Here is a 21084-nt window from a genome sequence, read left to right on the forward strand (position 1 = left end):
AATAAATACTATGACTTAATAAGTCCACATATCTAATTCAAAGTCTCTGATTTTATCTTTAATCCTTTCGGATTCTAATAACTGCATTAAAGCATTCTGCGACACATATTCAGATATTAACCTATCCTCTTGAACATTTTCTTCTTTAAAAATATAGCCGTGAAAACGTCTGGCATTTAAAATATGATCGAAGGAAAAAGGAATAGAACTATTTTCATTATTAAATGCTTTTGCTTCATGCAGTACCTCTCTGGCATCTGGGAAGAATACCCAAAATAAAGGCACTAAATCTGGCTCTGGTTCATCAATAAAATTCACATCTGGAGCAACAGGTGCTATACCTAGTAACCTGTATTTCATTTCAGACTGACGCTTATCAAAATACCAAAGTCCTTTAATATGATACTCTTTAATATCTGCTGCAGTGATATCTCTTCTATTAATATACTCAGCAGACAACTCTTCTCCTGCATTTATTTGCTCAATACCTAATTCGGTAGTATCAACTTTAACTAAAGCTGCTTCAATGTCTTTTAAAGTTCGCTTTGCTGTAAAATAAGAGTCGTCATATATGTTTTTTATTCTTCCGTTTTCAATGTTCTTCATAAGTACATGATATAACGACCGTCTATCGTTACCAATATTATTCGTATCGGTTGGATAGTATAACGGAAAATTTGAACGCTCATCAAGAATAATCTTTTCCCATACCATTTTAGAAAACAGAATATCCCTGTCATCCACATAACCATATTCTAAAGGCTTATCATTGTCAACTTCCTTTTGTGCCTCTGTTCTTACTCCAATCTCCTCAGGGCTCTTAGCGTTTAATATATTTGCTTGAGCAAACATACCCGACACTGTAAAAACAGCTGTAACGGTTAATAAAAAACTTTTTAATTTCATGTGCTTATTTTTATTGTTTCTCAATGGTCACATGTAATATCCATAATAACTTTAAAGTTGATTTTCTAACTTTCGTTATGGATGTTTCATGTGCTTACATTTATTATTTCTCAAAAGTTATACTTCGACTTTAGTTTATGCTGAGTCTTTCGACTCCGCTCAAGACAGGTTCTCAGTACATAGGTAGTAATATCCATAACAACTTTAGGGTTTATTTTCTAACTTTTGTTATGGATATTTCTCATCCTAATTTATCCATTTTAACCATGAAGGTTAATTCTAATTTGTTAACTCAACAAAAACAGGAGATACTTTTTTAAGTATCACGCTAACACCTTTGGCCTTCGCTTCAACATCAAATATTTGAACTCCAGATCCACGTTTTGCTTTAAGCAAAGCAGCCTGCGCTCTTTTATCTAACTTGTTTCCTCTAACCGTTATTGTTGGTTGTCCTGGAACTTTAAATTTAAATCCAGTAACTCGTAATGGCAATTCAAAATCGAAATCATCAAACTTCGCTCCAATAGTAGATATTTTAAGAGCATTCTTTTGCATTTTTATAGCACCGTCTTCTCCTCTAACAGTTCCCGTTGGTTTTGGTAAATCTTTAATTCTGAATTTAGCTCTGTCACTTACTTTTTTTCCATCTGGTAACGTACCAGTAACATTAATTGTTACTTCTCTACCTTTAATTCTGGTAGCATCCATTACATATTTACTACCTCCAGCTCTTGATAAACCTTGCGCGCTTGCCGATACTTTATTATCAGGTACACCTGCAAATGAAATAGTCATAGGGTTTTTAACACCACGATATACTACATTCATTTTATCTGCAGAAATTGTTGCTGCGTTTGGCTTTGAAACTGTTGCAAATGATTGATCAACAGGAACTTTGGTTTCAACACCATCTTCTAAAAAGATTAAATCTCCTTTAATTCTATGCTCACCTACGCCGCCAGTGCTGATTTTAAGTTTTACTTTTCCATCTTCAATAGCATATTGATCTTCTCTAAGTGGTCTACCATCTAAAGTTAATTCTACTTTATTTGGTTTAGTAGAAGAATCTTTACGACCTAACACAAGTTGTCCATCAAATTGCTCACCGTTAAAATAAGCCGATTTAGATGTTTCTAATAACGTAGTATAATTTGTCATAGATAACTGAACTGCTTGAGTATCCTGCATCATAGTAGACAACACCTCAGATTCGGTTGTTTTAATATCTGCCTGAAGCTGTGTCATTTTAGTTAATGATGCTACTAAAGGAAATCCTTTATAGTTATGATCTAACCAATCAACAGTTCCTGCTGCTCTTTTAACAGGGTCTGTATTAAACTTATCTTTAACGTCTTTAACGATCTCTTCCATCCCTTTTTCGTCTTTAAGCAAACCAACAACACCTTCTCTAAACGTGTTAATTTGGTTTAAAAACTCTTCTCCTTCTGGTTTAAGTTTATCCCCTTTAAAGAAATTTTGGTCAAGGTAATCACCCTTATCCATGATTTCATAATCAGTAGGATCATCAACCGTTGCTGTCATTTTACTTTTTAATTCTTCAAGATACTTATCAAAATCGGTTGCCAATTTATCTAATGTCTCTCCTTTTGCTTTTAAAGGCTCGTATTTCTCTGGTTGTTCTTCAGCTTTAAGCTTTAAGTTTTCAACAAAACTGTGGTTACGTTCTTTTGCCGATTTATTAGACTCTACGAGTCTCTCGTTCATTAATCCGAATGCAGAAAGTACTTCTTTCGACATATTTAAAGCGAGCATCGCTATAAATATTAAATACATCAGATTAATCATTTTCTGTCTTGGTGATAAATTTCCTGCTGCCATGTCTAATTAGGTTTTGGTTAATTAATAAAATGGGATTAACCCCTAATTAGTCTTTACTCATAGCAGACAACATACCGCCGTATACACCATTTAATGAAGATAAATTTGATGCTAATGATTGCATTTGCTCTTTTAATTTAGATGCATTTTCAATAGACTCTTCATTAATTGAAGCTTGTTTATTAACACTTTCCAATTGTACTTTATAAAGGCTATTTAATGATTCCATTTGAGCTGCTGCTAATGATAATTCTTCACCATACTTCTTAGTTGCTTCAACAGAATCAACTGTAGAAGACATATTTCTTGCTGCTCCTTCAAAGCTTCTAATGCTTTCTCCTAAACTCACCATTAATTCACCATCTATTTTAGCGTCTTTTAATAACTCATCTAATTTATTAGCTAACATGCCTTGTGGGCTTTCTTTCTCTTTATTCCCATTTTGTCCCCCAGCTAACTCTGGATATACTAAAGACCAATCTAATTCTTCATCAACTGGTTCGAATGCAGATAGTGCAAAAATAATTGCTTCGGTTACAAGACCAATAGTTAACATAACGTTACCTGTTAAAGGTCCTATTTCAAAGTGAATAATTTTGAATAGTGCACCAACGATTACAATTGCTGCTCCTAATCCATAAGCCATATTCATGAATTTTTTACTTGCTTTTGACTTTGCCATAATTTTCGGTTTTTAATTTTAAGTATGAATACTTAAGTAGGTTAATTAATAGTATTTATTATTGTTTTGATTTGATTCTTATTTTTTATTAGAATTCTTAGTTACCTGTGTCCCCATGTAATCTTGTACTGTTCTAAATCCAATATAACTTCTTGCTGAATCTGCATATTCATAATCTCTAGAGCTCACTTGTAAAAAGTACGCCACATCTTTCCATGAACCTCCTCTTACAATTTTACGCTTATTATCTCTATCATTTACACTAGGGTTGATTGTTGATGTATATGCATAAGATGAAGGATCATAAGATGCATTTACCCATTCAGATACATTACCCGCCATATTGTATAAATTATAATCATTAGGCTCATAAGACTTAGCTTCTACTGTATATAACGCCTGATCTGCCGCATAATCCCCTCTTACAGGCTTAAAGTTCGCCATAAAACAACCTCTGTCACTCTTAGTGTAAGGTCCACCCCATGGGTAAGTTGCTGCTTGAAGACCGCCTCTGGCTGCATACTCCCATTCTGCTTCAGATGGTAATCTGAATCTATTCACCATTGCCGATCCTTTCTTAGATTTTTGGTAAGCATTTTTATTAATGGTTCTCCATTCACAAAATGCTTTAGCTTGTTGCCAAGTAACACCAACTACTGGATAGTTACTATAAGCATCATGCCAAAAATAATCGTTATGCATAGGCTCATTATAAGAATAAGCGAAATCTCTAATCCAAACAGTCGTATCCGGGTACACTTCAATTTCTTCTTTTATAATAGCATTTTTACGTTTTACACCTCTATTTCTGGCTGCTTCTCGAATATCCATATAACTGTATTGGAACTTAAATTTTTTCACATCCCAAGTACGTTGACCATTATAAGATTCTTCTATTGGAAGATACATCGTATCCATGACTTCGGTATAATACTCATCAGGATAATCTGCTGTATCAAAAACTAAATCGACATCATGATTAATTTTCCTTCCTTCATACCCTGTTGGTCCTAAACCTGTATAGTTTTCGAACATATACTTTTCGTAAACAGACATATTAGCCGTATCTGCATCTTTAAATGCATACTCACCAATACCTCCGTCATCTGGAACCTTACCAACTTCATCAGCTAGTACAGCAAGTTTCATTCTAACTATTGAGTCTCTTACCCAATTAACAAATTGGCGATATTCGCTATTTGTTATTTCTGTTTCGTCCATATAAAAGGCTCTTACAGTAGCTGTTTTTGCTGGTGCATCATGTACACCTGCAAGATCATCATCTGCCTTACCCATAATAAACGCTCCTCCAGGAATTAGTTGCATTCCGTAAGGTTTTTCCGGGTGCCATTTTTTTCCTTGTACACCTACTAGTTCGCCTCTATCTTTAGAGCCACAACTAGCTAGTACTGTTATTACTGCGGTTAATAATATAAACTTCTTCATATCCATAGAAAACTCGAGGTTAATTAGTTTTAGCTTCATTTTTGAGAGCGTAAACATATTTATATATTTTTAAAAAAACAACTTTTTCGATAAAAAAAATACATTTCATCGTAAAAAAATAACATTTTACCGATGAAATAAACATTTCACCCCCTTTATCAACACTAAACACAATTCTTTTGAAATGCCTTATACCAACGATCTGGTAATTTATTATTACAAGCATCTAAGTAATCCTCATGCATGCAAGGTAATAACGTATGTCTTTTCAATTTATTATTTACTTCGGCTAAAAAAGGAATTTCAATCCACCATCGACCTGTTTTATTACTCTTGTAAAACACTAACTCCTGAGAGTCCACTAAAGTAATAAACTTTTGATAGTTTTTATCTTCTGAAAAATCATCATCATTTACTCTATAATTAACCCCTTCGATAAAATACCAAATTATCTGAGAGACTAACACGGATGTCATTTCATCATCCTTAGATGGTTTATACTCATATATTCCAAAAGAAGTGACTTTATTACTAATACCAGCATAACGTGAAATAGCACAAATCTCCTTTCCATCTAACCCATTAGGTGAATATTTTTGATTTAAACTAACCTCTGCACCTTTCACTGAAGTTAAATCTATACTAACAATATTAGCATCTCTTAATACAGGCTCAACAAGAGCAATATCATTAGATACTTGTCCGAGCCTATAGGATTCGAAATAAAGACTATCCATCAAATCTATCTCTTCTTGCGAATTGAAATAAGTTTGATACCCTATGGTTGCATAATTAAAAAGATTATAAGGTTGATCTAAAATGACCTTACCTACAAAACTATTATTTTTTATTGGCTTGGTGGAGTCGCCTAAATCAAACTTACTATCTACGTTTACAATATTAACCATAGGTGCTAAATTATCATAAGCCCTATAATTTGCATAAGTAAGGTCTTGTGTGCCACCTAATATAATTGGTATAATATTCTTTTTCACTAAAATACTTATGGTTGTTTTTAACGCAAAATAAGTATCTTCAACGCTCTCTCCTTTATTAATATCGCCTAAATCTGCAATCGTAGTATTCCAGCTTCCGGGAAAAAGACCATATAAGGATTTTCGGATTTCATCTAATTGAAATTCCTCTCCTATATAATTAACATCATTTCTATTTTCTAAAACACCTAAAATAGCAATATCAACATCATCTAAATCTGGAATGCCATTTTGCAAGGAGTGGATTTTTAATTTTCTTCCTAGGACTTGCGTTGAAAGCAACTCGTTATGAGCCAAAACTAAATCTGAAACAGGAGATAAAAAATTAAAATTCATTTGATGATTCTTCTCTTTTTTTATTTGTTAAATACCATTCGCCATCATTAATCAGCTCAATGTAAAACATTAAACAACTTATATCATTCTCTACTTCTTCTTTTTTGCTGACGCTTTTTTCTTAGTTGCTTTTTTCTTTGGAGCATTAGCTTCAATAATGGCTTTTGCTTCGTCTAAAGTCATTTCTGAAACATCAACCGTTTTAGCAAGTTCTACTTTTATTTTTCCTTTTAAAACGTTATGTCTGCCCCAACGTGCTTTTTCAACACGAATACCTTCTTCTTCCCAATTATGGATAACCTTATCTATTTCCTTTTGAATTTTTGTCTCAATTAATTCGACAATATCGGCATCGGATAAATGATCCCAATCGTATTTTTTGTTTACGTTAATAAACATATTGTTCCATTTAATAAATGGTCCAAAACGCCCTTTTCCTTTTTGTACTGGCAACTCTTTATACATATATATTGGAGCGTCTGCTTTTTGCTTTTCTTTAATTAAAACAATCGCATCATCAATCTCTACACTTAAAGGGTCCACTCCTTTTGGCAACGAAACAAACGAAGCTCCAAACTTAACGTAAGGGCCAAAACGACCATTATTTACCACAATATCTTCACCTTCATAAGTTCCTAAACTTTTTGGAAGCTGAAATAAATCCATGGCCTCTTCGTAAGTAATAGTCGTTAATTGCTGGTCTGGACTTAAACTAGCAAATTGCGGCTTTTCTTCATCATCAACAGTACCAATTTGTACCATGGGCCCAAACCTACCTAAGCGCACACTTACTTGTTTTCCGGATTTTGGATCGGTTCCTAAAATACGTTCACCAGATTCTCTTTCTGCATTTTCTTTTACATCTTCTACTTTTGGATGAAAATTTTTATAAAATGATTTCATCATTTTAGTCCAGTCTTCATTCCCTTCTGCTATCTCATCAAAATCCGCTTCAACTTTAGCCGTAAAATTATAATCTAATATAGTTTCGAAATGATTTACTAAAAAGTCGGTTACAATCATACCAATATCAGTTGGTACTAATTTTCCTTTATCTGAACCTACTTTTTCAGTTAATGTTTTATCATTTACATGGCCATTTTGAAGTCTTAATTGTGTATAGCTTCTTTCAACACCTTCTACAGTACCTTTTTCTACATAATTTCTGTTCTGTATGGTTGAAATAGTTGGTGCATATGTTGACGGACGTCCAATACCCAATTCTTCTAACTTCTTAACAAGTGAAGCTTCCGTATATCTTGCTGGGGGACGCGTATAACGTTCTGTTGCTGAGATATAATTATTAAGAAGTGCCTCATTAGTTTTCATGGCTGGCAACATGCCTTCTTGCTCAACATCTTCATCGTCTGTTCCTTCTAAATACACTTTTAAAAAGCCATCAAAAGTGATAACTTCTCCGTTTGCTGTAAAGGTTTCATTATGTGTAGACGCACTCACTTTTACATTAGTACGTTCTAATTCTGCTTCACTCATTTGTGATGCAATGGCACGTTTCCAAATTAAGTCATACAAACGTGCTTGATCTCTATCGATATCAACCGAATGTGTTGAAAAATTTGTAGGGCGAATAGCCTCATGCGCGTCTTGAGCGCCTTTTGTTTTTCCTTTATAATTTCTTGGTTTGCTATATTTTGAACCAAAAGCACTTTCAATTTCTGCCTGTGCTCCTTGTCGTGCTTCGTCAGACAGGTTAACACTATCCGTTCTCATATAAGTAATTAAACCTGCTTCATACAGGCGCTGTGCCATCGTCATCGTTTTACTTACTGAAAAGTATAATTTACGCGATGCTTCTTGCTGTAATGTAGATGTTGTAAATGGTGCTGCCGGTGATTTTTTTGCCGGCTTTTTTTCTAAACCTGAAACCTTAAAGCTCGCAGCACTATTCTTTTCTAAAAAACTTTGAGCTTCTTCTTTAGTCGAGAAGTTCTTTGGAAGCTTTGCTTTAAAAGTTTGCCCATCTTCATTAGAAAATTCAGCATCAACTCTATATGAAGCCACTGGAGCAAACCCTTGAATTTCCCTTTCTTTTTCAACAATTAGCCTTACCGAAACAGATTGAACTCTACCTGCCGACAAGCCTCCTTTTACTTTTCTCCAAAGCACCGGAGAAAGTTCGTAACCAACAATTCTATCTAATACACGACGGGCTTGTTGTGCATCAACCAAATCGTAATCAATACCTCTTGGATTTTCAATCGCTTTTTGAATAGCTGCCTTTGTAATTTCATGAAAAACAATACGTTTTGTCTTTTCTTTATCCAACTTTAAAGTTTCTGCCAAGTGCCATGCAATAGCCTCTCCTTCTCGATCCTCATCACTTGCTAACCAAACCCACTCTGCGTTTTTAGCTAAGTCTTTTAGTTTTTTTACAATGGCCTTTTTATCTTTGGAAACCTCATACTTCGGTTTAAAATCACCCTCTACATTAACTCCCAATTCTTTAGAAGGTAAATCGGATATATGCCCGAAACTAGACTCTACTTTAAAATCTTTTCCTAAAAATTTCTCAATGGTTTTCGCTTTCGCTGGTGACTCAACAATCACTAAATTCTTCGTCATACTTCAATTTTTGAAGCTACAAATGTATATGAAAAAAAGTTTATCTGCCGCATTTTATAGATTATCTGTTGATTATTTAAATAAAAAAACCTGCTTTTTAACATTTTAAAAGCAGGTTTTTATATTGTGAATAAAAGAATTTCTTGAAACTGACCATTGTCAAAGCAGAATTTTAAAGGCATTTTTCCAGTTTCATTTTTAAGCAAATATTCAAAACCTGAAATTCTATTATTTTAGATTCTCGCTTTTGCGAGAATGACAATTTCAAAGGAAACTCCGAGGCAAGAGCCTCGAAGAATTCTTCTTCTATTAAAATTTATTCGGATGAAGCTCCTATCTCCTCAATAGCATCAACCCTATTAAAACCAATAACATTTTTGTATATCAGATATATTGGATGATAAACAAAAGCAGCCGTAAAAAGCAGCCCTATTCCACACAACAAAAAACCAACGATTTGTGATAAAATGGAAGCTACAATCATTAAACCAAAAGTGATTAACCATTTTTTGTTTCCTAATTTAAAACTCACTTTCACAATTTCGCCTACACTAAGTTCAGGATTAAAGGCATATATTAATGAAAAGTAAGATAACGGTATCATCACATAAAATATAGGCAAATAACATAATAACATAGCCAAAATAGCAATTCCGAAAGAAGCCAGCATTAATACAAATATTTTACTTAAATGTTTTCCTTTCACAAAATAGAAGAAATCGGATGTTGTTACCGATTCGTTATAATCCAGCTTTCGCATGATTCTGAAAAATGCAGCATTTAAAGCTACTGAAATTGCTCCTAAAACGAATATTCCAACAATCACAAACAAAACGTATAATATAGACATCCCTGCAAAAAAGCCACTAAATGCCTCAGAATCTGAATACCCACTCTCTTGCTGCGCAATTATCATACCTATTAAAGGAAGGTATAAAACAATAATTAAAGGCATCATAATTATTACTGTAAACAACTGTAATAAAAATCCTTGAAGCCATGTCTTTTTAAACAATTCAATGGACTCATTAAAAATAGTTCCGAAATCTAAAGCTTTGGCATTTTCTATCTTTTCTAACAAACCGTTAATGGTATTCATATATAAAATTTTATAGATGAAGTGTTTAAACTTTTTTTATTGGCTGCAAAATATCCTTTTACCTCCACATTTTGTCTTTTTATTACTACGTAGCGATGCTATGCAGCTCAAAAAAGTCTTCATTTGGAAATAAAATTACTATTTTTCGCTTCAATCAAAAAAGTTCAAATCACTTCAATAATTAATAATACTAATCATCTCTGAGCCCTATTTTTTCTATCTCACTATCCGCTTTAAAGCCTATCACTTCCTTATAAATTAAAAACACAGGTAAATAAATAATAGACATTGTAAACAGCAACCCTATTCCGCAACCTAATATTCCTAACATTGCCAGAATACCAGTAACAAATAAGGCGCCAAAAGTTATGAGCCATTTTTTATTTCCTAACGCAAAACTTGCTTTAACAATTTCTGTTTCACTTAAATCTGGATTAAAAGCAAAAATGATTGCAAAATATGATAAAGGCACAATAGCATATATATAAGGAATCAAAAACAACAGCTGTGCAGTTGTTGCTATTAAGGTATATATAATACCTAACATAAACACCTTTGTAAAATATTCTTTATTAAAAAAATAAAAATAATCATCGCGTCCTGTTTCTCCCGAATCCATTTGTCTACAAATCCTATAAAACGCCCCAACAAGAGCAAGTGTTAAAGTACTAACTAAAATGGTTTGGGGAACACTGTATAATGCATTTTGAGAATAAAAACTCGAAAACGATTCTAAGTCAAACCCATCATTAAAATCAAAAACATCCGGAGCAAGACCAATAAGTCCAAAGACAAAATTTATAATTACAGCAGCAATCATTACAATAACAACAACTAAAAACCCTTTAAGCCATACTTTTTTATATAAGTCTATAGAATTGCTAATAATTTCTCCGAAATCTAAAGGCTTTGCATGACCTATCTTCTGTAATAGGGAATCTAACGTATTCATAGTTGGTTTGGTTAAATTGGTTATAATGAACAGTTCAATGATTTAAAAACAGTTGCAATATAATACAAACAAAAAAAACCTGCATAAAAGCAGGTTTTTAAATAACAAATTTCTTGAAATTTATATATTTAGATTCCCATTTTATTCATTGTCTTGTATTTTATAATAATGAATTCATGAAATAAAAATTTGCTTGCCGAATTTAAATTCAGCGAAGCTAATCTTGCGATTTCACGGGAATGACAATTCCATAATAATATTATCTTAATGAATATGAACTTATCAAATCGACACCATCTTCAATATATTTATATTGATATAAATTATCACCTCCTACCATAAGCAAGCTATTTTCTAATGGAATGACGTCTTTAGATTGAATATCATCATATGTTTTTGTTAGTTTGACATCTAACGGTTCTTCTTTATCAAATAACTTTAATCCAGAAGTGCCATCGCAAACAAATAACGTGTTTTCTTTAATACCTAATCCGTAAGGATTCTCTAATTCGTAACGACTCGCTAATTTTGGCGTTGCTTTATCACTAATATCAATCACTTCTAAAACGCTTTCCAATTGCCCACAATCATTTCCTCCACGTAACGTTAAATAGGCATAATCCCCATCCACAACTACAGGGTCACAGCCTTCCCAATGTGTAAATTCTGAAATATATTCTGGTGATGATGGGTTTGCTATACTATAAATATACATGCCATTAGTGCTTCCTAAATACAAATATTCACCAGCTTGAAACATAGTTTCGATATTCCACCCAGCATTTTGTGTATTTGCAAGCACTGGAGATGATAAATTTTGAATATTAAAGATGGCCATTTGATAATTCCCAACGGTATATAAATAATTATCTACTATTTGAAAACGTGCCAAAGAACCTCCTTGACCTGTAACCGATTCTGCTGACGATGAGGCCAAAGCACCATTTTGAAGCACAACATCAATAAATTGGTTGTCTATTTTTTTACGCCTTTCGGTAGTTACTGTCCAACCTACAATAATATTGTTTTCCAAATCTACCTTCCCATAATCTACAGCTTGAGCTTCAATGGGAATGTCATAATCATAAATACTAAACACATCGTTTAGCCTTTCAACGAAAGCAATTGAATTAATATCAGAGATATCGAAAACCACTAAATCGGTTGCACTATCAGCATATAAAAAATCATCTTTTACCGAAATGTCTTCATTCCCTGGAATCTTAATAAATTTAATGGCTTTTGGTAATTCAGGGTTAGAATTATCAATAACATGCACTCCTTTATTAACATCACTAACAAAAATATAATTTTTATAAGCATATATTTTGCCTGTTTCTTCAATTTTTTCAGGAACCGTAATAGCAACCGAACTTCTAAAATCAGCTTTAGTCATTAATTCAGGAATTGCTACTTGAACAAGCTCGAAATTAAGATCCTTTTTATCGCAAGACCATATACTTATGAAGAATAGGAGTAAAAGAAAGTATTTAAATTTCATAGCAAATCATTTTAGTTTAATATTTATATCGCAATGAAGACTCCAAGCCTTCAAGGTGTAATATAACTTCATTACTTCCGCTAATTTGAAGTGGCGTTAAATCAAATGTGATTGTTTTTTTAAAAACCGCCAAACAAGCCTCTTCATTTATTAATTGAAATTTCAAATAGCGTTGTTCTGGTGAAGACTCGGCAACAGCTCCGGAATCTACTAAATTAAATTCCCAGGAATTACCATCACAACCAGAAGCACTTATTTCAATAGCTAAGCAATTATCTGTTATTTCTGTGCTAACAAAATCAAAATCAGCAGAAACCAAGTTATCATAAATATTTTTATTTACCATAGTTTTTTGATCACAAATTTCTATAATAGGGCTAATATCATGATCATCTTCACATTTAGTGCTCAAAAAACAACACATTATAGAAACAACAAAAAGAATCTTTCTCAACATGATTAAATTTATTTATTAGATTAATATTTTAATACAGGAAACCCATTTTCACATGTCACCTCTTTTGGTTGCTGAGGCAAATCACATGTTGAAACTATTCCCCATTTTATATTATAAGCATTTTCCAAATTAGTATATGCTTCAACTTTTTGCAAAAAGGTCACTGTATCTATTTGCGTAGAGTAAGCTATATACCCCTGGGGGCCTCCACAAGCTTTAGAACCGTAAGCGGTAAAAACCCAATCAATAGCGTTTGTACAAGATACACTTATTGACAATTTATAAATCTCATCAAATGCATCCATCAATTTTCGGTGGTCTTTTTCCTGTTCCGTTAATTCCCTTTTTACTACTAATTCATTTTCAGTAAGCGATACAATACGCCAGGCATAATTACCGGGATACTGCTCTTGAGATATAGTTATGAGCGTATTATTTAATTCCCATTGGCCCTTAGAATCGAAAAAAACTAGTGGTGGCGTTCCACAAAAACCAGAAGAACGTTCAACCATATCGCCATTTTCCTTGAATAAAATACCATAGTCTTCTTCAGGCAAAGCACTTGCTCTCCTATATGTTGTTTCTTCACCATCATAGGTTGGTTCTACCCAAGTACCTATTAATAAATTATCTGGATCTATATTATTAGCATCATCATCTGAGCATTGCATATTGATAAAACAGCATATGACAGAAATAGTAAATAAAATCTTTTTCATAAATGTGGGGGTTTTAAAGGTTTCGTTTTTAAATAGATACCACAAGCGCGTTTTGGTTGCGTAAATAGTATTGATAATTCCCAAAAACTGAAAAAAATTCAAACTGTCACTTTGTCATAAAACACAAATTAATTGTATCTTTGCATACTTATTGACACTCTTAAAACAATTTAAGATTTCCACTTTCGTGGAAAATAAATATGGAGAAAATTATAGACGAAAATAAACAGGGTGAATCTCTCATCCTCGAACAAAAAGAAGATAACAAACGTAAACTTTTTATTGAAAGTTATGGGTGCGCTATGAATTTTAGTGATAGTGAAATTGTGGCCTCCATTATGGCAAACCAAGGGTTTAATACAACACAAAATTTAGAAGAAGCCGATTTGGTTTTGGTAAACACCTGTTCTATTCGAGACAAAGCAGAACAAACTGTACGTAAACGTTTAGAAAAATACAATGCTGTAAAAAGAGCACATAATCCAAAAATGAAAGTGGGGGTTTTGGGTTGTATGGCAGAACGATTAAAAACAAAATTTCTTGAAGAAGAAAAAATTGTCGATTTGGTTGTTGGGCCAGACGCCTATAAAGACTTACCAAACCTTTTAGCAGAAGTTGATGAAGGACGCGACGCTATTAATGTGATTCTTTCAAAAGAAGAAACCTATGGTGATATTTCACCAGTGCGTTTAAACACTAATGGTGTAACTGCTTTTGTATCTATTACCCGTGGTTGTGATAACATGTGTACTTTTTGTGTGGTGCCTTTTACACGTGGACGTGAGCGTAGCAGAGATCCGCAAAGTATTCTTGAAGAAGTAAACGATTTATGGGACAAAGGTTTTAAAGAAATCACCTTACTTGGTCAGAATGTAGATAGCTATCTTTGGTATGGCGGGGGATTGAAAAAAGATTTTGATAAAGCAAGTGACATCCAAAAAGCAAGCTCAGTAAGTTTTTCTAACCTATTAGAACTCTGCGCCAAAGCACAGCCAAAAATGCGTATTCGTTTTTCCACTTCAAACCCACAGGACTTAACATTGGATGTGATTGAAACCATGGCAAAATACCATAATATTTGTAATCATATTCATTTACCTGTTCAGAGTGGCAGTGACCGTATTTTAAAAGAAATGAACCGTTTGCATACACGCAAAGAGTACATGACCTTGATCGACAACATTCGTCAAATCATTCCTAATTGCGCCATCAGTCAGGATATGATTGTTGGTTTTCCAACAGAAACCGAAGATGATTTTCAAGATACCGTTTCATTGATGAACTATGTAAAATATAATTTCGGTTATATGTTTACCTATTCAGAACGTCCGGGAACTATGGCTGAACGCAAAATGGAAGATGACATACCTGAGGAAATAAAAAAACGGAGACTGCAAGATATTGTTGATTTACAACGTGTACACAGTGAGATTAGAACCAAAGAACACCTCAACACTATTGTAGAAGTGTTAATTGAAAAGGAATCTAAAAAATCTAAATCGCAATGGTCTGGACGTACTTCACAAAATATTGTAGCCGTATTTCCAAAAGAGCATTATAAAATAGGTGAGTTTGTAAACGTAAAGGTAACAGATTGCACCAGTGCAACGCTTATTGGAGAAGCGATTGGTTTAAGCCCTTCCTAACCTCTCCTAAGGGGAGGAATTCTTGTTCAAGCACAAAAATATGATGATGACTCAAAATATAGATAAAATTAACATTTTAAATTTCCCTCTTGGGGATTAAGGGGCTTATGGAATCAGTTCAAGCAATAAAACAACGTTTTGGTATTATTGGCAATACCCCTTCTCTAAATCGAGCTATTGAAAAAGCGATTCAGGTAGCTCCAACCGATATTTCGGTTCTGGTTACTGGAGAAAGTGGCGTAGGTAAAGAAAGCATTCCCAAAATAATACACCAATTATCGCACAGAAAGCACAATAAATTTATTGCTGTAAACTGTGGCGCCATTCCAGAAGGCACTATTGACAGTGAACTTTTTGGTCATGAAAAAGGAGCATTTACAGGAGCAACACAAACCAGGCAAGGCTATTTTGAAGTAGCAGATGGGGGCACTATTTTTCTTGATGAAGTAGGCGAACTACCTCTAACGACACAAGTCCGTTTGCTGCGTGTTTTAGAAAATGGTGAGTTTTTAAAAGTAGGTTCCAGTAAGGTTCAAAAAACGAATATTCGCATAGTAGCTGCTACCAATGTAAACATGTTTGAAGCTATCGACAAGGATAAGTTTCGTGAAGATCTATTTTATAGGTTAAGCACAGTAGATATACATTTACCTCCGTTACGTGAGCGACGTGAAGATATTCATTTATTGTTTAGGAAATTTGCTAGTGACTTTGCGCTTAAATATAAAATGCCAACTGTTAAACTAACAGATAATGCCATTCAGGTACTAGCTAAGCATCGTTGGGGCGGTAACATTCGTCAGCTTCGTAATATAGCAGAACAACTATCGGTTTTAGAGCAAAACCGTACTATAAGTGCTTCAACACTTCAAGGTTATTTACCAAGTTCTGCAGGAACCAATTTACCTGCAGTTATTAAAACTTCAAAATCTGAAAGTGATTTTAGTAGTGAGCGTGAGATTTTATATAAAGTTTTATTTGACATGAAAGCTGATTTAAATGATTTGAAAAAGCTTACCATGGAACTCATGAAAAATGGAAATACTAAAGATGTTGAAAAAGATAATGAAGGTTTAATTCAAAAAATTTACGGTAAAAATAAAGAGGAAGAAACCATCTATGAAAACAATGTTCAAGAAACAGAAGTACTCTCCATACCTGAGCATTCTGTAGACCAAGATGAAATTATTGATATCCAAGATAAATATCATTTTGCTGAAGAGATTCAAGAAGAGGAACCCTTATCGTTACATGACAAAGAATTAGAATTAATTAAAAAATCGCTTGAACGTCACAGTGGAAAACGTAAATTAGCAGCTGCCGAACTTGGAATTAGCGAACGTACTTTATATAGAAAGATTAAACAATATGATCTATAAATTAGTTAGCAGTGTTCAGTGTTCAGTGTTCAGTGTTCAGTAAATAGTTAAAATTATAACATTATAAAAAAGTAACCGTTTTAAAAATAAATTAATTGTCACACTGAGTACTTAGGCTTTAGCTTGTCTTGAGCATTATCGAAATATAAAATGTTTTTTATATTGAAGATACCTGGCGAAGCTTAACGAAAGGCTCGGCATAAACTAAAGTCGAAGTATGGCAAATAAAAAACAATAGGAATAAACACATGAAATACATAAAGTATATTTTTATATTATTAGCCAGTTTGACTCTTTCAGGTTGTGGTGCTTACTCATTTACAGGTGTAAAAACTGGAGATGCTAAAACATTCCAGGTTAACCGTTTTGAAAACACATCGTTATTAATTGAACCTGGTTTAGACAGAGATTTCAAATTAGCTCTTGAAGATTTAATACAAAACCAAACCAATTTAGGGTTAGTTCCTTCAAATGGTGATTTGATTTATGAAGGTGAAATAACAAATTATAGAATTTCACCAACGACGGCAACCTCACAAAATACAGCAGCCCAAAATAGGTTAACCATTGGTGTTAAGGTTCGTTTTTATAATAGATTGAATGAAGAAGAAGATTTAGATCAATCTTTTTCATTTTTTTATGATTACCCAGGGAGCTCACAATTAGTTGGCGGGCAAAAAACAACGGCTCATGAAGAAATTTTTGAGCGCCTTACTCAAGATATTATTAATGCAACACTAGCAAGATGGTAACCAGATGAATTCGACAGATTTCGTAAACATATTACAACATCCGCATACTATAACGCATCAACAAACTGAGGCTGTAAAATCTGTTATAGATGAATTTCCTTATTTCCAACCAGCTCGTGCTGTATTTCTTAAAGGCTTAAAAAATGAAAGTAGCTTTAAATATAATCAAGAACTTAAAACAACAGCCGCCTACACAACAGATCGAAGTATTTTGTTTGATTTTATTACATCGGAAGCATTCATCCAAAATGAAATTTCACAATTCATAAAACAAAACATAGCGCATCTAAAAGACATAGATGTTACAGTTGAAGATATTTCGGTTAACAAAAGTGTCAAAATAGACCATACATTAAAACAACAAATTAAAGACACCATAGGAGTACTAGATCCATCACTATTTCAACCCAAAGAAGAACGTCCTAAAAAAACAGCTAATTTTATTTTAGATGACACTGAAATTATCGAAGAGACTACTAAGGAAACAAAAACACAAGAAGCATCAATTAGCGATATACTAAGTCTGGGCAAACCTCTTCAATTTGATAAAAGAGAAACCCATTCTTTTAACGAATGGTTAAAATTAGCACGTTTTAAACCTATAGAAAGAAACGAAAATAAAAGCATAGAAAATAAGACAGAACCTGTAGAAGAAGATAAATCGTCTAAAGCTATAGATAAGGCCAAAAAGTTTGAGCTTATTGATCAATTCATTACAAAAAACCCAAAGATAAACCCTTTTAAATCTACGATTACAAAAGGCAATCTTGCAAAAGCACAAATGATACAACCTGAAGCCTTAATGACTGAGACTTTAGCTCGTATTTATGTTGAACAAAAAAACTACAAAAAAGCAATTCAATCTTATAAAGTTTTAAGTTTGAAATATCCAGAAAAAAGTGGTTTCTTTGCAAACCAAATTAAGGCGGTAGAACAATTACAAGAACAAAATAATACAGAATAATGAGTACGTTTACAATATTTTTAGCATTAATTGTAGTAGTAGCATTTTTACTAATTGTAGTAATTATGGTGCAGAACCCTAAAGGCGGTGGATTATCATCATCTTTTGGTGGCGGTGGTACACAACAATTAGGTGGTGTAAAAAAGACAACTGACTTTTTAGATAAAAGCACATGGACTTTAGCAACCCTATTATTAGTTTTAATATTAGCTTCTAATATAGCAATTAACAGAGGGGGAGAAAATGTAGATTCAAAGGCTTTAGACCAGGATGCTGCAACAAATGCTCCTGCTCTACCAGCTCCATTGCCAACAACTAATGACGCTGCAACTGCAACACCGGCAGATTCTACAGGACAATAATTTTACTTAATAAAAAAACAAAAAATGCCAGCTTTATAAGTTGGCATTTTTTGTTTCTGGCGGTCTCATATAAGTAGGTCTGCAAGTTTGTCAGTTATTTAGTATTGGCACATTTTTAGTATAACCCTTAAACATTAATAAATATCATTCAATTAATTAAAAAAATATAACAAATGGCATTAAACATTAAACCATTAGCAGACCGTGTTCTTATTGAACCTGCTGCAGCCGAAACTACAACGGCATCAGGGATTATTATTCCGGATAACGCAAAAGAAAAACCACAAAAAGGGAACGTAGTTGCTGCTGGAAAAGGCACAAAAGATGAGCCTATTACTGTAAAAGTTGGTGATACTGTTTTATATGGAAAATATGCTGGTACCGAACTTAAACTCGAAGGTAAAGATTATTTAATCATGCGCGAAAGCGATATACTTGCTATTATATAAATAGCTATTGGCTATTGGCAGTTAGCCTTTAGCAAAAACAAAAAAAATTAATCAACAATTTAATCTTTTGGCTAATAGCCAAGTGCTAAAAGCTAAAAGCTAAAAAACATTAAAATGGCAAAAGATATAAAATTTGATATTGAAGCACGTGACGGATTAAAACGTGGTGTTGATGCATTAGCCAATGCAGTAAAAGTAACTTTAGGTCCTAAAGGCCGTAACGTAATTATTAGTAAATCTTTTGGAGCACCGCAAGTCACTAAAGATGGTGTTTCTGTAGCTAAAGAAATTGAGTTAGAAGACCCGCATGAAAACATGGGAGCTCAAATGGTAAAAGAAGTTGCTTCTAAAACCAACGATTTAGCAGGAGACGGTACTACAACGGCTACTGTTTTAGCTCAATCTATTGTAAAAGAAGGGTTAAAAAATGTGGCTGCCGGCGCGAATCCTATGGATTTAAAACGCGGTATCGACAAAGCTGTAAAAGCTATTACTGAAGATTTAGAAAAACAGTCTAAACAAGTAGGTAATGCTACTGAAAAAATAAAACAAGTTGCTGCTATATCTGCAAATAACGATGATACTATTGGAGAATTAATTGCTCAAGCCTTTACTAAAGTTGGTAAAGAAGGGGTTATAACTGTCGAAGAAGCTAAAGGTATGGAAACATACGTTGATGTTGTTGAAGGGATGCAATTTGATAGAGGGTACTTATCTCCTTACTTTGTAACTGATGCTGATAAAATGATTGCCGATTTAGAGAATCCGTACATTTTATTATTTGATAAAAAGATTTCTAACTTACAAGAAATACTTCCAATCTTAGAACCAGTAGCACAATCTGGTCGTCCTTTATTAATTATTGCTGAAGATGTTGACGGACAAGCCTTAGCGACTTTAGTAGTAAACAAATTACGTGGTGGTCTTAAAATCGCCGCTGTAAAAGCACCTGGTTTTGGTGACAGACGCAAAGCTATGTTAGAAGATATCGCCATCTTAACTGGTGGTACGGTTATTTCTGAAGAAAGAGGATTTACTCTAGAGAATGCAGATTTAACAATGTTAGGTACTGCAGAAACTGTAACGGTTGATAAAGACAATACAACGATTGTTAACGGTGCTGGGAATGCTAAAGACATTAAAGCCAGAGTCAACCAAATTAAATCTCAAATTGAAACAACAACTAGCGATTACGATAAAGAAAAACTACAAGAACGTTTAGCTAAACTAGCTGGTGGTGTTGCAGTTCTTTACGTTGGTGCTGCCAGTGAGGTAGAGATGAAAGAGAAAAAAGACCGTGTTGATGATGCGTTGCATGCAACCAGAGCTGCTGTAGAAGAAGGTATTGTTGCTGGTGGTGGTGTTGCTTTTGTAAGAGCTATATCGGTATTAGAAAAGATAACAACTGAAAACTTAGACGAAGTTACTGGGATTCAAATTGTAGCACGTGCTATTGAGTCTCCTTTACGTACTATTGTTGAAAACGCAGGAGGTGAAGGTAGTGTTGTGATCTCTAAAGTTTTAGAAGGTAAAAAAGATTTTGGTTACGATGCTAAATCTGAAGCATATGTAGACATGCTTAAAGCAGGTATTATCGATCCTAAGAAAGTAACTCGTATTGCATTAGAAAATGCGGCTTCTGTATCTGGAATGATTCTTACTACCGAGTGTGCATTAATTGATATTAAAGAAGATGCTCCTGCTATGCCTCCAATGGGCGGCGGCGGCGGTATGCCAGGAATGATGTAAGTCAATCGGTCGAGAGTATCGACACGTTAAATTATATTAAAAACGCCTCAACTTATTTTGAGGCGTTTTTTGGTTTAATTTTTTGAGTTTATTTAATGTGTATGATTAGTAGTAGTTGCTAAAACTAAACTACTAATATATCATGTTGTTTTAAAAATACCATAAGTGTATTAAAGTGTAAATTTAAATTTTTTGGGTGTATATGTATTTGCCCCCTTTAACTACTTCCATACTAATTTCATAGTCACCAGAAATAATAATTACTTAC

18 protein-coding genes are annotated in these 21084 nt (G+C 33.6%); 7 read left to right on the top strand and 11 right to left on the bottom strand.

Going from position 1 to position 21084, the window contains the following annotated elements:
* Positions 1-15: 15 nt before the first annotated feature.
* The 11 genes from porN to Q4Q47_RS05105 all read right to left on the bottom strand — a co-directional run bounded on the left by porN (position 16) and on the right by Q4Q47_RS05105 (position 13515).
* Positions 16-906, bottom strand: a complete 891-nt coding sequence (porN, locus tag Q4Q47_RS05055; protein ID WP_303305562.1) for a type IX secretion system ring subunit PorN/GldN — start codon at positions 904-906, stop codon at positions 16-18.
* A 279-nt stretch (positions 907-1185) separates the two neighbouring features.
* Positions 1186-2745, bottom strand: a complete 1560-nt coding sequence (gene porM, locus Q4Q47_RS05060) for a type IX secretion system motor protein PorM/GldM (protein WP_303305563.1) — start codon at positions 2743-2745, stop codon at positions 1186-1188.
* 46 nt (positions 2746-2791) lie between these two features.
* Positions 2792-3427 carry a type IX secretion system motor protein PorL/GldL gene (gene porL / locus Q4Q47_RS05065; protein WP_303305564.1) on the bottom strand — a complete coding sequence of 212 codons (636 nt, stop codon included), beginning with the start codon at positions 3425-3427 and terminating at the stop codon, positions 2792-2794.
* 78 nt (positions 3428-3505) lie between these two features.
* The gene (gene porK / locus Q4Q47_RS05070) at positions 3506-4873 is read right to left on the bottom strand and encodes a T9SS ring complex lipoprotein PorK/GldK (RefSeq protein ID WP_456298834.1); all 1368 of its coding nucleotides are present in this window, start codon (positions 4871-4873) and stop codon (positions 3506-3508) included.
* A 164-nt stretch (positions 4874-5037) separates the two neighbouring features.
* Positions 5038-6204: a formimidoylglutamase gene (locus Q4Q47_RS05075; protein ID WP_303305565.1), complete on the bottom strand. Its 1167-nt coding sequence runs from the start codon at positions 6202-6204 to the stop codon at positions 5038-5040.
* Between the two features lie 90 nt (positions 6205-6294).
* The gene (topA, locus tag Q4Q47_RS05080; protein WP_303305566.1) at positions 6295-8787 is read right to left on the bottom strand and encodes a type I DNA topoisomerase; all 2493 of its coding nucleotides are present in this window, start codon (positions 8785-8787) and stop codon (positions 6295-6297) included.
* Positions 8788-9103: 316 nt separating this feature from the next.
* Complete coding sequence (locus Q4Q47_RS05085; protein ID WP_303305567.1) at positions 9104-9886, bottom strand: hypothetical protein; 783 nt, start codon at positions 9884-9886, stop codon at positions 9104-9106.
* A 190-nt stretch (positions 9887-10076) separates the two neighbouring features.
* Positions 10077-10838, bottom strand: a complete 762-nt coding sequence (locus Q4Q47_RS05090; RefSeq protein ID WP_303305568.1) for a hypothetical protein — start codon at positions 10836-10838, stop codon at positions 10077-10079.
* Positions 10839-11097: 259 nt separating this feature from the next.
* Entirely contained in the window at positions 11098-12339 is a 1242-nt protein-coding gene (locus Q4Q47_RS05095) for an LVIVD repeat-containing protein (RefSeq protein WP_303305569.1), read from the bottom strand.
* Positions 12340-12355: 16 nt separating this feature from the next.
* Positions 12356-12751, bottom strand: coding sequence for a hypothetical protein (locus Q4Q47_RS05100; protein WP_303305570.1), 396 nt, complete (start codon positions 12749-12751; stop codon positions 12356-12358).
* Between the two features lie 65 nt (positions 12752-12816).
* Complete coding sequence (locus Q4Q47_RS05105) at positions 12817-13515, bottom strand: lipocalin-like domain-containing protein (RefSeq protein WP_303305571.1); 699 nt, start codon at positions 13513-13515, stop codon at positions 12817-12819.
* Between the two features lie 200 nt (positions 13516-13715).
* Here Q4Q47_RS05105 and miaB point away from each other — a divergent pair, with 200 nt between their 5' ends.
* The 7 genes from miaB (at position 13716) to groL (ending at position 20816) form a co-directional block, all read left to right on the top strand.
* Complete coding sequence (gene miaB, locus Q4Q47_RS05110; RefSeq protein WP_303305572.1) at positions 13716-15161, top strand: tRNA (N6-isopentenyl adenosine(37)-C2)-methylthiotransferase MiaB; 1446 nt, start codon at positions 13716-13718, stop codon at positions 15159-15161.
* 107 nt (positions 15162-15268) lie between these two features.
* Positions 15269-16540, top strand: a complete 1272-nt coding sequence (locus Q4Q47_RS05115) for a sigma 54-interacting transcriptional regulator (protein ID WP_303305573.1) — start codon at positions 15269-15271, stop codon at positions 16538-16540.
* A 248-nt stretch (positions 16541-16788) separates the two neighbouring features.
* Positions 16789-17292, top strand: a complete 504-nt coding sequence (locus Q4Q47_RS05120) for an LptE family protein (RefSeq protein ID WP_303305574.1) — start codon at positions 16789-16791, stop codon at positions 17290-17292.
* Between the two features lie 4 nt (positions 17293-17296).
* Positions 17297-18256, top strand: a complete 960-nt coding sequence (locus Q4Q47_RS05125) for a hypothetical protein (protein ID WP_303305575.1) — start codon at positions 17297-17299, stop codon at positions 18254-18256.
* A complete protein-coding gene (gene secG / locus Q4Q47_RS05130) occupies positions 18256-18618 on the top strand; it encodes a preprotein translocase subunit SecG (protein WP_303305576.1) in 363 nt (120 codons plus the stop codon). Before Q4Q47_RS05125 ends, secG begins: the two co-directional genes overlap by 1 nt.
* A gap of 173 nt (positions 18619-18791) precedes the next feature.
* Positions 18792-19067, top strand: a complete 276-nt coding sequence (locus tag Q4Q47_RS05135; RefSeq protein ID WP_135877259.1) for a co-chaperone GroES — start codon at positions 18792-18794, stop codon at positions 19065-19067.
* Between the two features lie 114 nt (positions 19068-19181).
* Positions 19182-20816: a chaperonin GroEL gene (groL, locus tag Q4Q47_RS05140; protein ID WP_303305577.1), complete on the top strand. Its 1635-nt coding sequence runs from the start codon at positions 19182-19184 to the stop codon at positions 20814-20816.
* The last annotated feature ends 268 nt before the right edge of the window (positions 20817-21084 follow it).

It is taken from the genome of Flavivirga spongiicola, assembly GCF_030540825.1.
Classification (GTDB): Bacteria; Bacteroidota; Bacteroidia; order Flavobacteriales; family Flavobacteriaceae; genus Flavivirga; species Flavivirga spongiicola.

Excerpts from the sequence above, each read along its gene's own strand:
- groL (WP_303305577.1), top strand. The coding sequence starts at position 19,182 with ATGGCAAAAGATATAAAATTTGATATTGAAGCACGTGACGGATTAAAA.
- Q4Q47_RS05105 (WP_303305571.1), bottom strand. The coding sequence starts at position 13,515 with ATGAAAAAGATTTTATTTACTATTTCTGTCATATGCTGTTTTATCAAT.
- Q4Q47_RS05120 (WP_303305574.1), top strand. The coding sequence starts at position 16,789 with ATGAAATACATAAAGTATATTTTTATATTATTAGCCAGTTTGACTCTT.
- porK (WP_456298834.1), bottom strand. The coding sequence starts at position 4,873 with ATGAAGAAGTTTATATTATTAACCGCAGTAATAACAGTACTAGCTAGT.
- Q4Q47_RS05135 (WP_135877259.1), top strand. The coding sequence starts at position 18,792 with ATGGCATTAAACATTAAACCATTAGCAGACCGTGTTCTTATTGAACCT.
- miaB (WP_303305572.1), top strand. The coding sequence starts at position 13,716 with ATGGAGAAAATTATAGACGAAAATAAACAGGGTGAATCTCTCATCCTC.
- porN (WP_303305562.1), bottom strand. The coding sequence starts at position 906 with ATGAAATTAAAAAGTTTTTTATTAACCGTTACAGCTGTTTTTACAGTG.
- porL (WP_303305564.1), bottom strand. The coding sequence starts at position 3,427 with ATGGCAAAGTCAAAAGCAAGTAAAAAATTCATGAATATGGCTTATGGA.
- topA (WP_303305566.1), bottom strand. The coding sequence starts at position 8,787 with ATGACGAAGAATTTAGTGATTGTTGAGTCACCAGCGAAAGCGAAAACC.
- Q4Q47_RS05090 (WP_303305568.1), bottom strand. The coding sequence starts at position 10,838 with ATGAATACGTTAGATTCCCTATTACAGAAGATAGGTCATGCAAAGCCT.
- secG (WP_303305576.1), top strand. The coding sequence starts at position 18,256 with ATGAGTACGTTTACAATATTTTTAGCATTAATTGTAGTAGTAGCATTT.
- Q4Q47_RS05085 (WP_303305567.1), bottom strand. The coding sequence starts at position 9,886 with ATGAATACCATTAACGGTTTGTTAGAAAAGATAGAAAATGCCAAAGCT.
- Q4Q47_RS05095 (WP_303305569.1), bottom strand. The coding sequence starts at position 12,339 with ATGAAATTTAAATACTTTCTTTTACTCCTATTCTTCATAAGTATATGG.
- Q4Q47_RS05075 (WP_303305565.1), bottom strand. The coding sequence starts at position 6,204 with ATGAATTTTAATTTTTTATCTCCTGTTTCAGATTTAGTTTTGGCTCAT.
- porM (WP_303305563.1), bottom strand. The coding sequence starts at position 2,745 with ATGGCAGCAGGAAATTTATCACCAAGACAGAAAATGATTAATCTGATG.
- Q4Q47_RS05115 (WP_303305573.1), top strand. The coding sequence starts at position 15,269 with ATGGAATCAGTTCAAGCAATAAAACAACGTTTTGGTATTATTGGCAAT.
- Q4Q47_RS05125 (WP_303305575.1), top strand. The coding sequence starts at position 17,297 with ATGAATTCGACAGATTTCGTAAACATATTACAACATCCGCATACTATA.